Origin of the sequence: Bacteroides gallinarum DSM 18171 = JCM 13658 (assembly GCF_000374365.1) — a bacterium.
GTDB lineage: Bacteria > Bacteroidota > Bacteroidia > Bacteroidales > Bacteroidaceae > Bacteroides > Bacteroides gallinarum.
In genome coordinates, this window is sequence record NZ_KB894134.1 from 1 (window position 1) to 15,333 (window position 15,333).

The 15,333-nt window shown below is 52.1% G+C and carries 11 protein-coding genes; 1 reads left to right on the forward strand and 10 read right to left on the reverse strand.

All coding sequences use genetic code 11. The features are described from left to right. A partial coding sequence (locus C233_RS24690; protein WP_018667849.1) for a hypothetical protein occupies positions 1-282 on the forward strand: 282 nt, incomplete at its 5' end. Positions 283-958: 676 nt separating this feature from the next. Here the strand turns inward: C233_RS24690 and xyl3A are convergent. From xyl3A to C233_RS0112145, 10 genes are all read right to left on the reverse strand, one after another. Beyond that, entirely contained in the window at positions 959-3,547 is a 2,589-nt protein-coding gene (gene xyl3A, locus C233_RS0112100) for a xylan 1,4-beta-xylosidase (protein ID WP_018667851.1), read from the reverse strand. A gap of 154 nt (positions 3,548-3,701) precedes the next feature. Then, positions 3,702-5,210, reverse strand: coding sequence for an MBOAT family O-acyltransferase (locus C233_RS0112105; protein ID WP_018667852.1), 1,509 nt, complete (start codon positions 5,208-5,210; stop codon positions 3,702-3,704). Between the two features lie 81 nt (positions 5,211-5,291). Next, positions 5,292-6,266, reverse strand: coding sequence for an SGNH/GDSL hydrolase family protein (locus tag C233_RS0112110; protein ID WP_167321137.1), 975 nt, complete (start codon positions 6,264-6,266; stop codon positions 5,292-5,294). Continuing rightward, the gene (locus C233_RS0112115; RefSeq protein ID WP_018667854.1) at positions 6,217-7,593 is read right to left on the reverse strand and encodes an SGNH/GDSL hydrolase family protein; all 1,377 of its coding nucleotides are present in this window, start codon (positions 7,591-7,593) and stop codon (positions 6,217-6,219) included. Before C233_RS0112115 ends, C233_RS0112110 begins: the two co-directional genes overlap by 50 nt. Positions 7,594-7,655: 62 nt before the next feature. Then, positions 7,656-8,324 carry a TetR/AcrR family transcriptional regulator gene (locus C233_RS0112120; RefSeq protein ID WP_018667855.1) on the reverse strand — a complete coding sequence of 223 codons (669 nt, stop codon included), beginning with the start codon at positions 8,322-8,324 and terminating at the stop codon, positions 7,656-7,658. A gap of 158 nt (positions 8,325-8,482) precedes the next feature. Further along, a complete protein-coding gene (gene hutH, locus C233_RS0112125; protein ID WP_018667856.1) occupies positions 8,483-9,979 on the reverse strand; it encodes a histidine ammonia-lyase in 1,497 nt (498 codons plus the stop codon). Next, positions 9,976-10,605 carry a cyclodeaminase/cyclohydrolase family protein gene (locus tag C233_RS0112130; protein WP_018667857.1) on the reverse strand — a complete coding sequence of 210 codons (630 nt, stop codon included), beginning with the start codon at positions 10,603-10,605 and terminating at the stop codon, positions 9,976-9,978. Before C233_RS0112130 ends, hutH begins: the two co-directional genes overlap by 4 nt. A 45-nt stretch (positions 10,606-10,650) precedes the next feature. Continuing rightward, positions 10,651-11,904: an imidazolonepropionase gene (hutI, locus tag C233_RS0112135; RefSeq protein WP_018667858.1), complete on the reverse strand. Its 1,254-nt coding sequence runs from the start codon at positions 11,902-11,904 to the stop codon at positions 10,651-10,653. 36 nt (positions 11,905-11,940) lie between these two features. Then, positions 11,941-12,837: a glutamate formimidoyltransferase gene (gene ftcD, locus C233_RS0112140; protein ID WP_018667859.1), complete on the reverse strand. Its 897-nt coding sequence runs from the start codon at positions 12,835-12,837 to the stop codon at positions 11,941-11,943. 379 nt (positions 12,838-13,216) lie between these two features. Further along, on the reverse strand, positions 13,217-15,196 hold the full coding sequence (locus C233_RS0112145) for a urocanate hydratase (protein ID WP_018667860.1): 1,980 nt from the start codon (positions 15,194-15,196) through the stop codon (positions 13,217-13,219). Positions 15,197-15,333: the final 137 nt, after the last annotated feature.

The following is a 15,333-nucleotide window of genomic DNA, read 5'->3' on the forward strand; positions in this document are numbered from 1 at the left end:
GGGATTTGTTCAATCGCCGCCTTGTTCCTGAAAGCGGGTGCAAAGGTAAGGACTTTACCGGATAACTTCCAAATGTTTTTGGAAGTTTTTTCATTTTTCTTTTTAAAGGAGGACGTTTCGGATGAAACTGCTCATTTATGGAAGAAAAATGAAAGGCTTCTTACACCGTTTCTGTCAGAATGTCAATTCAACGCTGCCTCCGTTCCCGAAAGCGGATGCAAAAGTAGGGCTTTTGGGAATATGAACCAAATATACGGGAAGGTTTTTTACTTTATTTCCTGAAGGTTTTCCGTAAAAGGTTGATTGATAGGCATATCAGAGGGGATATTTTTTAAGGGGAAGGAAGGGCGGCGGTGGAGGGTACACATTATAGTATATAAAGGCGCACATGGAGGGCGCGAGCACGCGTTTCCATGTGCGGACGGGTAAAGGTGGGCGTCCGTACAAATCCGAAGGCGGACGGTGGCGCGGAGGTGTATGCAGGTATAGGCAATGGAGACACCCGGAGGGGAAAGGCAGGAGGGGAACAGGCGGAAAGAAGGAGGGGATGAGGAGGCATACGCTCTGCGGAAAAAAGGAATGACCGGAAAATAAGAAAGGGATGACGCTACGACTGGGATGCAATTGGAAGGCTTATAATAGGGGATTAAAAGCCTTTTAATACCATATTAGAAGCCTTTTAAGTATAAGACGACGTAGGAAAGAGGAGCGTTAAGAAAACAGGGAAAGGTACATGAAAAAGGAGGATTATCTGTCAAGGTACAAGCAACGCCGGGCAGGGCGAGGAAAGGATATGTCGGTTAAAGCATAACGGAAATGATATCCGGATAAAACATACCATAAAATGGACAGAGAATTACCCCCAAAAACGGAGAAGGGAGCAAAAAGGAGTGCCGGAATAAGATTTTACAATCATCCCGGCACTCCTGAAATCAATTCCGAAGGCAAATTCAGAACTTTATTCTATTACAAAACTTCCATGCTGCAAGTCCTGTTCTTGCGAACTTCTTCCCACCATAACATCGTACTTGCCTGCACAGACACGCATGGTATTGCTTTGGGTATCCCACCATTCCAATTCTTTATCGTTCAGACTAAATTCAACATCGACACTCTTTCCGGCAGGAATATAGACACGTTTAAAAGCACGCAGGGTCTTGACCGGTCCTTCGGCATCTTCCTGCTTTTTAAGATAAACCTGTACAACTTCTTCGCCGCCACGCTGACCGCTATTAGTAACGTTGACAGTCAGTTTCAGAGGTTCTCCCGACTTAATCCGGTCGTTGGCCAATACTAATTTTCCATACTCAAAGGTGGTATAGCTCAATCCGTAGCCGAAGGGGAAAAGTGGTTGCTGAGTCATATAACGGTACGTTCTGCCGGTCATATTATAATCTTCAAAATCCGGAAGCTGGGACATATTGCGATAAAAAGTTACAGGTAACCGTCCCGCCGGGTTATAATCGCCGAACAGCACCTCTGCCACGGCAGTTCCGCCTGCCTGGCCGGGATACCAAGCCTGCAAGATAGCTTCGCAGTTCTTCGTTTCGGGTTCCAGGGCAATGGGCGAACCGGAGCAATTCACCAGGATTATCTTCTTACCGGCACGGTGTAGCGCATTAATCAATTCGCGCTGTACGGACGGCAATTCGATATCCGTCCTGTCTCCTCCCTTGAAACCGGGAAGATTGACACCCATTTCCTCTCCTTCCAGAACAGGAGATACGCCGCTGGCAAAAATCACGACATCGGCATCCTTCACACGAGCCACGGAAGCGTCGATATCTACTTTCTTCTTGAAGCCGATATCGAAATTCAATTGGGCATCGCTCCTGAAATATTCAAAGTCGAGCTCAATTTCATAAGGAGTACCCGCCTTTACCTGCAATGTATAATTCAACGACCTGCCGCCGTGCGTATTGAAGAAACGCTTCACCTCTTCGCCATTAATGCGCAGGCGACCGGAACCGTATGTATAAATCTCGAACACCACCTCGCCCGACTGTTGGGGAGTGAGCACACTATTGTAGGTCGCGGAAAAGTCCGTCAGATTGACTCCCGGTGCAAAGACCGTGGCTCCCGATGTACAGAAGCGGAAAGGAGTGGTGACCTGCGTGGTGGTAACCGGGTCGCCCTCGCGCTTCACGTTGTTCCAGTAACGCGCAGTAAACCCTTGTCCGGCAGCGGACTTGCATTGGTTGAACACGCTTTGAATCAGCGTTCTTTCCACCCAACTGCAACCTTGCTCGTAAATCAGCTTATCGTCTGCACCCAGTGCGTTGCGTATTCCGTCCAGAATAGTGACTGTGTGCGAAGGCATTCCGTTATAATTGCCCCACTGCATTACGGAGTCGTTGGCGTTGGGACCCATAACGGCTACGGTGAGTCCACCACGTTTCAAGGGCAGGATGTCGTCTTTGTTCTGGAGCAATGTCATGGATTTACGGGCTATATCCAGCGCCAGCGAGTCGTGTGCGGCCGAGGCAACGACTGAGAAAGGTATCTTTGTCCAGGACACCTGTTCCGGGTCGTCCATTTCCCCCAAAGCGAAACGGGCTTCCAGCAGGCGTACTACTGCCTTATCAATGTCTTGCTCGTCAATCTTACCCTCGCGGACTGCCTGCACCAGCGCCTTATAGCTGGAACCGCATTCCAAATCCGTTCCGCTCAGCACAGCGGCTGCCGAAGCAGACCCGGCATCGGGAGATACCTTATGCCCATGCTCGTTATAGAAATCGGCAATAGCGCCGCAATCGGAAAGGACGATGCCGTCGAAGCCCCACTCACCACGCAAAATCTGCATCAGCAAACGGTCGCTTCCGCAGCAAGGCTTACCTTCGAAGCGGTTATAGGCGCACATCACCTCTTTTACCCCGGCTTCCTTCACCAATGCTTCGAAAGGCGGCAGATAGGTTTCATACAAATCGCGTGCGCTGAGGTCTTCCACATTGAAAGAGTGGCGGTTCCATTCCGGCCCGGAGTGCACGGCAAAGTGCTTGGCGCAAGCATGCAATTTGTCGTACTTGCCGTCATTGGTTCCTTGCAACCCCTTCACTACCATAACGCCCATGCGGCTGGTGAGATAGGGGTCTTCGCCATAAGTTTCGATGCCCCGTCCCCAGCGAGGGTCGCGGTAGATATTCACCGTAGGCGTCCACATGGTAAGTCCCTGGTAGCGCTCGTAGCTTCCCTGGGATGCGTAGTGTGCATTTTTTGCACGCGCCTCATCCGATACGGCATCGAATACTTCGTACACCGTTTCCGGCGAGAAAGATGCCGCCATGCCTATCGGCTGCGGAAAAACCGTAGCCAGTCCAGCACGTGCCACGCCGTGCAACGCTTCGTTCCACCAGTTATAGGGTTTGATGCCCAGGCGCTCCACCGGCTGGGAGGAGTCCATCATCAATGCTACTTTTTCCTCTAAAGTAAGTTCTTTCAGCAGAAGTTCCGCCCGTTTTTCCGGAGCCAGAGAAGTAGTCCGGTAGGTAGGCTGGCTACACCCTATCAGCAGTAAAAGAGGTAACCAATAGATAAGTTCCCGTTTCATGATTGTTGTTGTTTTTAATGATAGTAATCAGATTTATTTGTCCCACAAAGATACGGGGTTGCCCGGTATACTATTGTGCCGGATGTTTCATAAACTTTACCGGATGTTTCATTCTCTCCCTTATCCGCGGTTTCCATACCGCAACGGCAGGCCGTCAGAACTGGAAATAGATAAACGGCTGTATCTCCGAGCTCTTCATCTGCACCACAAGGTAAATTACGGCGATGAGCAGCAGCGCCTTCCCGATAAGCGGAAGGCGGATAACCGCCTTACAGCAGGCATGCTCCCAACTGTCCGGCACGAAATGGAGGAAGAATCCGAGCGACATCAAAGCGAACACCTCCCAATAGCCCGCTACCAGTTGCGGAAAGAGTTGGGGGCGGAAAGCGGTGAATAGCTGGTTCAGCATATCCAGCGAGGTAGAGAAATCGGCATTACGGAAGAATATCCAGCAGAAGCAAACGAAGTGGAACGTGATTACAATACCGAAGAAACGGCGGATGCCGTGACTCCGTTCTCCCTTCTTCCTACCGGTAATGCTCATCCAGAGTTTATGGGCTGCCAGAGCCACTCCGTGCAGCACTCCCCAGAAAACGAAATTCCAGGACGCGCCATGCCACAAACCGCCCAGAAACATGGTGATAATGAGGTTGGCATACTGGCGTATCTTCCCTTTGCGGTTGCCACCCAGGGAGATATAGAGGTAATCGCGCAGCCAGGTGGAGAGCGAGATGTGCCAACGCCGCCAGAATTCCGTTATGGATGCCGACTTATAGGGGGAATCGAAATTCATATTGAAGTGGAAGCCCAGCAGCAAGGCGATACCGATAGCCATATCGCTATAACCGGAGAAGTCGCAATAGATTTGCAACGCATAGCCGTAAATGCCCATAAGGTTTTCCACTCCCGAATACAAGGTGGGGTTATCGAAGATGCGCTCTACAAAATTGATGCTGATATAGTCCGAGATAACCGCTTTCTTGAAAAGCCCGCTTACAATCAGGAAGATGCCTCTTCCGAACATCTCGCCGGAAACGAACAGCGGACGGCGGATTTGCGGAATGAAGTCGCGTGCCCGCACGATAGGCCCCGCCACCAACTGCGGAAAGAAGGATACGTAGAACGCATAATCCAACAGATTGGTAAGGGGTGTTATCTCCTTACGGTACACATCGATTGTATAACTGAGCGACTGGAAGGTGAAAAACGATATGCCTACGGGGAGGAAGATATCTACTGCCGTGAACGTGCCGCCTGTAAGCGAAGCAAAGAAGCCGCCGAGGAAATTCGTATATTTAAAGTAGCACAGCATCCCCAGGTTTATCGCCAGGCTGGCTACGACCCACGCCTTACGCCGCCAGCGCACAGCGGTACGCTCCATGAACCGGGCGATGAAGAAATCGCTTACCGTAACAGCGGCAAGCAGGAAGAAATAAGTGCCGCTGCTTTTATAATAAAAATAGTAGGAGAACAGGGTGACGAACAACAGACGGGCGGTAGTGCGACGTTGCAGCAGCAGGTAGACCGCGATAAAAGCGGTGAACAGCCACAGGAAAATGCCGCTGCTGAATATCATCGGTGCGTGCGGGTCGTACACGAACAGTTCGTGCAGGCGGGTAAGGTCTATATTAAGTTTGTCCAGGAGTTCGTCAATAGTCCACATCGGTCGGTTTACGGTTTAATCGGATATGTGTATGTTCGGTTTATATCGCCAAGCAATCCGGAAGATATGCCGGCTGCTCAATTACCGGCTGCAATAGTCATTGTATGCCTTCAGCAGGGCGCAGTAGAACATCTCTCCCTGCAACGCATAGCCTTCCGGAAGATAGTGTATATGGTCGGGGCGCATCAGCCCTGCCGCCTGCCAGTTGAGACAGGCACGGCGGACGCCGCCGAAAACCTCGTACATATCCCACACCGCCAGTCCGTTGGCATCGGCGAAACGGCGGATAGACTGCACGGTGACGGAGGTATGGGGATTGACCTTATACGTGCGCCGGCGTCGCCGCTGGCGGAAGCTCTCGTACGAACCGGGCGGAGTGGTCATCAGTACCGGAACGCCGGGCAGCTTGCTGCGGAGCATACGCAACAGCTCGTTCATCTGCCGGTAGTGCAACAAGGGGTTGTATCTTCTGTTATGGCTCTCGTTCGTTCCGAAAGACAGGATGACGAGGTCGGGATGCAGGGCGGCAATCGCCGCCACACGCTCCGGACGGGTAAAGGTGGAGCAGAAAGCACCGTTTATCCCCATATCCGTATAAGACAGCGCACCGAAGGTCTGCCGGAGCAGCCCGCCCGTGGTTCTCGGAAAGACATGTCCGCGGATATGGCTGTCGCCCACATGCACGATACGTACCGTATCGGTGGCAGCGCCCAGGCGCAACATACGCATCTTTTCCCAAAAGGGATTCAGAATACCGACACTGTCTATCAGCTCGTTTTCTCCGATTTGCCGGAAGGCTTCCGGCAGGACGATGCAAGGAACGGGCAAGGTATCCGTACGCTGTCCGTAGACGATAAGGGTGTCGTAATCGGCCGATACTTCCTGAAGCCGGGGGCAACCGGGAAGCACGTCTTGGGCGCAGAGTCCCTGCACCGGATAGAATGAAAAGAAAAGCAGTACGGACAACGCGCAGCCAATCGTACACTGCAAGCCGTACGAGCCTGCCCTATGGTTCCGCCTCATAAGCCCGCCTCCTGTCGTATTGTTCCTTGCCATAAACCAATGCCTCATAAAGTAATCCCGCCAGGTGTTTACCTCCGCGGAAGTTGATATGCGTATAATCATAATTGGCTAAAGAGGGTTTGGCATGTACCATATCGGCCATACTGCCCTCGCCGCCCATTGCTTCGAACATGTTCCAGAAAGCCACGCCGCTCTCGGCCGCCAGGTTCTGCTGGTAGCGGACGAGGTTCTTAATGCCGGGCATGGTCAGCAAGTCGCCGGTTTCGGTCTTGTACTCGCGGTCGCCTACACCGACTATGAGGATGCCTGCCTGCGGAAAGGCTTTTTTCAGGTGGGCAATGGTTTCCAACATCCCGTCACGGTAGCGGTCGTAGTTCCGTCCGCGCTCCGTGGCGACGTTCAGTCCGTACTGGAGGACTATCAAGTCGTAAGGTCGCTGTTCGTTGAACTCGCGCAGCATCCGGAGGGGAAGGGAACGCAACGAAAGGCCGGAGCTGCCGCGCAGCGAGAAGTTATCGAGGACGATACCCTGCGTACCGTCCATAGCCAGCCCGTAGAATAAGGTGGAATCGGCACTTTCCACATCCCAGCGTACGGAACCGATATGCCCCGTTACCGCCATTTCTTGCAGTCCGCCGGTAGGAGGGAAAGTTTCGGTGTGCGCCTCGCCTTTGTTTACGGATGCCGAGAGGGTGACTTCGCCTTTGTTATAAAAGAAAATGGATGCCTGCCCGCAGGTGTCGAGCCGGGATGCATAGTTTTTCTGCCCGCGAAGCTCTACGTAAGCCCCGGAATGCGGAACGAAATAGTGCCCCGAGATGCCCAGCTTGCTGCGGTCGAAGTACACGGTGTCCAGTAGGGAATGGCTTTGCCAGCCGTTGAAACGATGCCGTACCGTAGGGCGGTAGCCGCTGGTCATGGATGTTATGGTTACGAAGCCTACCCCGCAACCGCCATACCGGTTTTGCAACATCGCACGCAGGTCGGCCGTAAGAATATCCGCTTCGATGAAGGAATCGCCGAAATAGGCGATACGCACCAGGCGGGGCTTTGCTGCCAGCCGGTCCAGCGCACGGTAGAAAGGTGTCATGCCCCGCAGGGTGGAGTCGCTGTAATCTTCGATACAGGTCATCCCGCTACGGCAGGTATCTACAAAGGCCGGTTTCACTTTTGGAGGGGGAAGCGGCAGGCTGTCCGGCTCGCTCACCACGTCCGGGGAGGGGCGCACATCGCCCAGTATGTCTACCTTCCTCAACACATAACCGCCTATCGTAACTCCCGGCAACAAACTCATCAGCAGAAGTACGGCCACTACGATAAGCATTAGCCAACCCGTATATTTCAAAACACTTTTTTCCATAATCAATCCGGGCGCTAAGATAGAGACAATCTCTGTATCTTCATAAAACAACCGGCCGTTTTCTACCCGTTTTCTGCGATATTACTGTCGGGAATCGTCTTTTTGCGATATTCGCGGATGAATGCTTCCAGCTCATGCGCCCCTTTCTCCGTAGAGATGCCCCGCAGAAAAGTAAACATGATAGATTCGTACACCTCGAGAAAAGAGTATTCCTTGCAGATGTCCGTATTCATCAGCAGGTCAATCTGCTCCCTTACCAGCAGATTGATTATGGCAAAGTTCACATCATCGCGGAAAATACCTTGCTTCACCCCTTCCTTAAAGAAGTTCACCGTTTCTTCCGAATCGCGGTTGTGCCGGCTCGTCATCAGCCCGTAGGCCTTGGGGTATTTCTTGAGGTCTTCGAAAAACTTCTTGTTGGTAGCATGGAATTTCTCGATACTGCGCTGGTAGCACTTCAGCAGGACTTCCAATACATTGCCGGAGGTGGCAAGTACGTTCTTCAGGAATTCGTCTCCCTCCCTCTGGCCTTTCAGGATGCACTCCTCCAGCAAGGTTTCCTTATCGGAAAAAACTTCATAAAGAGTACGCTTGGAAATACCCAATGAAGTGGCGATATCGTCCATTGTAATGCTCTTAATACCGTGCGTAGAAAATGCTTTTACGGCAGTCTCGATAATCCGTTCTCTAAGTTCCGGACGAGGAACAAAGTGCCTGGTATATTCGCTCATTGCTTTTCCTTTTAAAATTCAAAACTCTTAATTATCCATTTTTCGGAATAAAACAAAGCAAATATAGAAAGAAAACTTAATGAAATGATTAAGTTTTCTTTCTTTTATCGAACGGTTAATAAAAATTAGGGTTATGGTAGATTTTCCGGACAGTTTTCTTAATAATCGAACTTGGTACGGCTAAGGAATGCCACGGTTTTATGAATTTCCTTGTACATCACGATGTCGTCTTTCACGAAAGGAACTTCTTTACGGTACTCGTGCAGGAAACGTTCCAGAATGGGCGAGGTTTTCTGCGGACGGCGGAAATCGATGCCCTGCGCAGCATTCATCAGCTCGATAGCCAGGATGTGTTCCAGGTTGTCCATGATGCGGTAGAGCTTCGTGGCGGCATTGGCGCCCATGCTTACGTGGTCTTCCTGCCCGTTGCTGGATACAATGGAATCACTGCTGGCGGCATAACAATACATCTTGTTCTGGCTTACCATAGAGGCGGCAGCGTATTGGGGAATCATGAATCCCGAGTTCAGGCCGGGATTGGCAACCAGGAACTCCGGCAACCCGCGCAACCCCATAATGAGCTGGGCAACGCGGCGCTCGGAAATATTTCCCAACTCGGCAAGGGCGATGCCCAGGAAATCGTACGAAATGGCAAGCGGCTGCCCGTGGAAGTTTCCGCCGGAGATAATGAGGTCTTCGTCCGGAAAGATAGTGGGATTGTCCGTTACGGAATTGATTTCCGTCAGCAAGACCGAAGATACATAACGGATAGCATCCTTCGTTGCGCCATGCACCTGCGGCACACAGCGGAAAGAGTACGGGTCTTGCACATGCTTGCCGGGACGGGCGATGAGTTCGCTGCCTTCCAGCAGCTTGCGGAAGTTCTCTCCCGTCTCGATTTGTCCTTTGTGGGGACGGATTTGCTGGATGCAGTCCATGAAAGGGTCGATACGGCCGTCAAACGCTTCCAGGGAAAGGGCGGCTATCAAGTCGGCTTTCTTGGAGAGGCGGAATGCCTTGAGAATGGCAAAGACACCGTTGGCGCTCATAAACTGCGTACCGTTCAGCAAGGCAAGTCCTTCTTTACTCATCAGCTTAACGGGTTCCCAGCCAAACTCGTCGAGTACGCTGATTGCCTCGCGCTTCTGCCCTTTGTAATAGACATCGCCCACACCGATAAGAGGCAGGAAAAGGTTGGCAAGCGGCGCAAGGTCGCCCGAAGCGCCCAACGAGCCGCGGTCGTAGACGATAGGCATCACGTCGTTATTGAAGAAGTCGAGGATACGCTGTACGGTAATGACCTGCACACCGCTATGTCCCAGGGAGAGCGCATGCGCCTTAAGCAACATCATCAGCTTGATGATGACGGGGCGGATTTCTTCGCCCACACTGCAAGCATGGCTCTTGATGAGGTTCTCTTGTAGGGTTCCCAGCTCGTCCGGCGAGATGTTTTTGCTGCACAGGGAGCCGAAACCGGTGGTTATCCCGTATAGGGGCTCTGCGGACTCGGCCGTTTTCTTATCCAGGTAGTCGCGGCATTTCTGTATGCGTTCTTTGGCTTCAGGAGCCAACTCGAGTTTCAGATTCTCGTTGATGATGCGTTCGATAAGGTCGAAGGTCAACTCGCCCGAACCGACATAATAGACATTTTTCATACGCTGAGCTCCCTATTGATTTCGTCCAACAATTCTTTCTCTTTGGCGCAGGCAAGGCGTTCCAACTCGTCGGCCTCAGCTCGAAGTCCGGCTACGAATTCCTTGTCTTTCAGTGAGCCGAGGTTGATACGCACATTCATTAACGCCCCCAACACGGCCGAACGGGCGGACATCATCGCTACGCAAGCATCGGTCACGGCATTACGGTTGCCCAGGCGGGCTACATCTGCAATGACGGTCATCAGCCCGTAAGCGTTGCGGGCTACCTGCATGGGTACAAGGGCGGCAAACTTGGTGGCCTCCTGAATGGCGGCGCTGCGGGCAGCCTTTTCTTCATCGGTAGCCTTCGGCATCTTGAAGCAGGCGAACACGCTGTCGTATGCTTCGGAGTCGCGGTCGATATCCGCGATAAAGGTCTTGCCCTCCTGCAAAGCCATTTCAGAGATACGCTGCATCAGCTCCTCATGGGCTTCATAGCCTTTCTTGCCGACTGTGAGATTGGCAACCATTGCTGCCAAAGCCGAAGCAATGGCTCCATTCAATGCGGCGATGCTTCCGCCGCCGGGGACGGGCTCGCTGCCCGCCACTTTATTCAAAAACTCTTTGACTGTTAAATCGACTAACATGGAATTAAAATATTAGGTATTAAATATCAGGTTATCTGTTCTCTGTTAAAGCACCGGATAGAGCACACCTTCCTTCACCGTGGTATGTACGCAGTTCATGCCTACGTAATAGGGCAGGAAATGATAATTGTCCGTATTCAGCACGACGAAATCTCCTTTTTTCCCCACTTCGATACTGCCGATACTGCCGGCACGGTTCAGGGCGGCAGCCCCATTCAGCGTAAGGGCGGTAATGGCTTCTTCGATGCTCATCTTCATATAGATACATGCCAATGCAAAGGTCAACGGGATAGAGCCGGAGAAACAACTGCCGGGATTGAGGTCGGTAGCCAATGCCACGGCACAACCCGCATCAATCATTTCGCGCCCACGGGCATAGGGTTCTTTCAGTGCAAAAGCCGTAAGAGGGAGCAAGGTGGCAACCACTCCCCTATCCGCCATAGCACGAATGCCGGCATCGGAAGCGTGCAGCAGGTGGTCGGCAGAGACGGCGGAGAGTTCCGCAGCCAGTTCCGCACCGCCCAACGGTACGATTTCGTCGGCATGGAGTTTCGGCGCCAGCCCCATTTCACGGGCAGCGGCGAGCAAGCGGCGGGACTGTTCGACAGAGAACACGCCCTGCTCGCAAAAAACATCGCAAAATTCCGCCAGGCGGTTCTGGACGACGGCAGGCATTACCTCGCGGATAAGAAAATCGACATAATCGTCCGTACGCCCGTTGTACTCCGGCGGCACTGCATGCGCACCGAGAAAGGTGGAAACGATGTCCACCCGCTTGTGCTCGTCATGGTTCAGGCTGCGCATCACACGGAGTTGCAGCAGTTCGGTTTCTTTGTCCAGCCCGTAACCGCTTTTACCTTCGACGGTGGTGACGCCCATGATGCTCATTTGCCTCAAGAAGCCTTCCGCCTTGCCCCGCAACCGGATGAAATTGCAATCACGGGTAGCCTTCACCGTACTGGCGATACCACCGCCGCGCTCCATGATAGACATATAGCTTTCGCCCTTCAGACGCCAGGAAAACTCTTCGGCACGCTCCCCGCCAAAGACGAAATGGGTGTGCGAATCGACAAAACCGGGCAAAAGGCATTTGCCGCGGGCATTGTAATGCCAGTAATGCTGGTAATAGCCGTCGCGCTCCTCTCCCCGGTTGGTTCCGACATAGGTAATGATGCCGTCGGTAACTTCCACCGTAGCATTGTCCATGATGCAAAGCTCCCCCATTTCCCTGCCGCGGCGGGCGGAAAAACCGACAGGGGTTACTACACGGGCATTGAAAATGATAAGATTCTCCGTCATATTTATTGATTTCAGGATGAAAGGTCGGCTATAAAATCACTCCATTATCCTGGCTTCCAATACCTGCTGCATCGAGAAGTTCTCCAGCCCGAGGTAGTAGGAAGCCGTATCAATCAGCGCTTCCATAGGTACAAGCCCGATAATCTCACTGCCTACGATGCTGACACCGTAACGGCGCGCCTCGATGCGTACCAGCTCGAAAGCACGGTAAAGCGCCGTGCGGGTATAATCGGTCATATTGATAGACACCTGGGTAATCCCCCGGTCTTTCAGCTCTACCCCCATAGCCTTGCAGTAACGCAGGCCGCCGCCGATAAAGCGTATCTTCTTGGCGATATCGTGTGCAATCTCCAGGCTCGGCGTATTCAGGTTGATATTGTAGGCAACCAGCGGCATACGTGCGCCAACAGCTACCGTTCCCGCAGTAGGATGACGTTCGGCAGGGCCGAAATCGGGCTGCCATTCGGGAAGTTTTATTTTCTCTGCCATACCCTCGAACTCACCTTTACGGACAGCAGCAAGGTTCTCCCGGTGAGGGGCGGAAGCGGACTTCTCGTAAAGGAATACAGGTACGTTATAACGCTTCGCCACTTCCTCGCCCACTTCTTTGGAGAGCGCAACGGCTTCTTCCATTGTTACATTCTTAATAGGTATGAAAGGCACAACGTCCACAGCCCCCATACGGGGATGCTGCCCCTGGTGTCCGTTCAGGTCGATAAGCTGTACTGCTATACCGACCGCTTCGAGAACGGCATCGCGAAGCGGTTCGGGTTCGCCCACCACAGTAACTACCAGGCGGTTATGGTCTTCGTCGTTACTGTAATCCAGTAACTTTACACCTTGTTTGCCCCGGAACGGAGCTACAATCTTATCTATTTTCTGCAAGTCGCGCCCCTCGCTGAAATTGGGAACGCATTCTACGATTCGGTTCATAATGGTTATGTTTTTTAGTTCACCACGGAGGACACAGAGTTTTTCTTTTATATTATTTGCGGACGGATATATTATTCTTCGTGTTTTCAGGTATTCTTATGTTTTCAGCCAGAAGAACATAAAGACATAAACTATGCAGGCGGATGCCTACCGGACATTATGTGCAACTGTTAGATTAAGTCTTGACTAATTCGCATTATAAACGAATTTATTCTTTTAATATCAGACCTTTATGCCTTTTCGTCCTTATGCTCTTTTACCTTTTGTTCTTTTATCTTTATGGCTTTTCTGTTCTTTTGTTCTTATGTCTAAAAAACGAATTACATCCTATATCCAAACTCTTTACGCCTCTGTGTCTGCTGCGATGAGCCTGTTATTACTATTTTATATATTTATCAACCAGTTCTTCATCCGCCACGTAAGGCATCGTAATATGATAGCCTTCCGAATGGGTGCGGTTAAATTCTGCGCTGGTTTCCATGGCATGCTCGTTTCGTGCCCACGAACGGCGTGCCACACCGCCCATAACATCCCAAAGCATGGCGGAACGCAGGATTTCGTCTACCCGCTCGGAGCCGTCGCACACCATGCCGAAACCGCCGTTAATGGCTTTGCCGATACCCACTCCGCCGCCGTTGTGCAATGCCACAAGGCTCATGCCCCGCGCACAGTTGCCGGCAAAACATTGTACCGCCATATCCGCCATTACGTTACTGCCGTCCTTGATATTGGACGTTTCGCGGAAAGGAGAGTCCGTACCGCTGACATCGTGGTGGTCGCGTCCCAGCATAATAGGGCCTACCTCGCCGCGGCGTACCATTTCATTGAAACGCAGCGCAATCTTCATCCGTCCTTCGGCATCCTGATAGAGGATACGCGCCTGCGTGCCTACCACTAAGTTATTCTTCTCGGCATCGCGTATCCAATTGTAATTGTCCAAATCCTGGCCGCGACGGGTAGGGTCGATACATTCCATGGCGGCGCGGTCTGTCTTTACCAAATCCTCGTGCTTGCCACTGAGACATACCCAGCGGAACGGCCCGTAACCGTAGTCGAAAAGCTCCGGCCCCATAATATCCTCTACGTAACTGGGGAAGATGAAACCGTTCTTATCACTGCCGTCGCGCGCGATTTCGGGGACCCCGGCATCGTAAACGGCTTTCATAAAGGAATTGCCGTAGTCGAAGAAGTACGTACCCCCGCCTACGAGCTCTTTTATGGCAAGGAAATGGCGTTTCAGCGTAGCATCCACTTTACGGCGGAATTCTGCCGGATTCTCATGCAGCATCCGGGTACGCTCCTCGAAAGTCAGCCCCACGGGGCAGTAACCACCGTCGTACGCTGCATGGCAGGAGGTCTGGTCGGACAGCAAATCGATATGTATCTGTTCCTTTACGGCATATTCCAAAAGGTCTACCACATTACCGTGATAGGCGACAGAAATCGGCGTGTGGCTGTTCATCGCCTCTTTTGCCAATGCGAAAGCCTGCGGCAGTGAGTCCGTTACGTGTCCCACCCAACCCTGGCGATGCCGGGTTTCGATACGTGAGGCGTCCACCTCGGCTATGATAGCGGCTGCTCCCGACATCTCGGCGGCTTTGGGCTGGGCACCGCTCATGCCTCCCAAACCGGAGGAAACAAAAAGCCGCCCGCGCAAATCGCCGTCCTGGGGAATGCCGAGTTTCAGCCGTCCGGCATTCAGGAGGGTATTGAAAGTACCGTGCACGATACCCTGCGGACCGATATACATCCAGCCGCCGGCAGTCATCTGGCCGTAATTGGCAACGCCCATTTGCATCGCCGTATGCCAGTCCTGCTGGTTATCGTAAAGCCCTACCATTATCGCGTTCGTAATGATGACGCGCGGCGCTTCGGGCTTCGACTTGAAAAACCCCAGCGGATGCCCGCTCTCGATAACGAGCGTCTGGTCGCGGGTAAGGACTTCGAGATATTGTTTTATCAACCGGTATTGCATCCAGTTTTGGCATACCTGCCCCGTTTCGCCGTAAGTGACGAGCTCGTAGGGATAGAGGGCGATGTCGAAACATAGGTTATTGTCTATCATCACCTGAAAGGCTTTGCCCTCGATGCAGCACCCTTTGTACTCGTCAATGGGTTTTGCCTTGAGGTCGCCTTGCGGACGATAACGGTAACCGTAAATGCGTCCGCGCGTGCGGAGCTCTTCCATAAACTCCGGAGCAAGCGTTTCGTGCAGTTCTTTAGGGATGTAGCGCAGGGCATTCTTCAATGCCGTGGCGGTTTGTGCCGGGTCGAGGGTGTAACCGCGGTCGGGTGCCCGCCGGATACCTTCTACGAAGGTAGGATAAGGGGGCAGTGTTTTGCTTAAAGTAATCTCCATAGTATATTAAGGTGAATAGTTACAAATTGTCAGGATACACAGGCTTATATCTGCCGCAATATAAAAATAAATCCCGATATTCGCAATAGGACACCGGGAATTTTATCATTTAGTAAAGTTAGATAGTATATAGCTTA

Coding starts and splice junctions, on each gene's coding strand:
- xyl3A (WP_018667851.1), bottom strand. CDS start 3,547: ATGAAACGGGAACTTATCTATTGGTTACCTCTTTTACTGCTGATAGGG.
- C233_RS0112105 (WP_018667852.1), bottom strand. CDS start 5,210: ATGTGGACTATTGACGAACTCCTGGACAAACTTAATATAGACCTTACC.
- C233_RS0112110 (WP_167321137.1), bottom strand. CDS start 6,266: ATGGCAAGGAACAATACGACAGGAGGCGGGCTTATGAGGCGGAACCAT.
- C233_RS0112115 (WP_018667854.1), bottom strand. CDS start 7,593: ATGGAAAAAAGTGTTTTGAAATATACGGGTTGGCTAATGCTTATCGTA.
- C233_RS0112120 (WP_018667855.1), bottom strand. CDS start 8,324: ATGAGCGAATATACCAGGCACTTTGTTCCTCGTCCGGAACTTAGAGAA.
- hutH (WP_018667856.1), bottom strand. CDS start 9,979: ATGAAAAATGTCTATTATGTCGGTTCGGGCGAGTTGACCTTCGACCTT.
- C233_RS0112130 (WP_018667857.1), bottom strand. CDS start 10,605: ATGTTAGTCGATTTAACAGTCAAAGAGTTTTTGAATAAAGTGGCGGGC.
- hutI (WP_018667858.1), bottom strand. CDS start 11,904: ATGACGGAGAATCTTATCATTTTCAATGCCCGTGTAGTAACCCCTGTC.
- ftcD (WP_018667859.1), bottom strand. CDS start 12,837: ATGAACCGAATCGTAGAATGCGTTCCCAATTTCAGCGAGGGGCGCGAC.
- C233_RS0112145 (WP_018667860.1), bottom strand. CDS start 15,196: ATGGAGATTACTTTAAGCAAAACACTGCCCCCTTATCCTACCTTCGTA.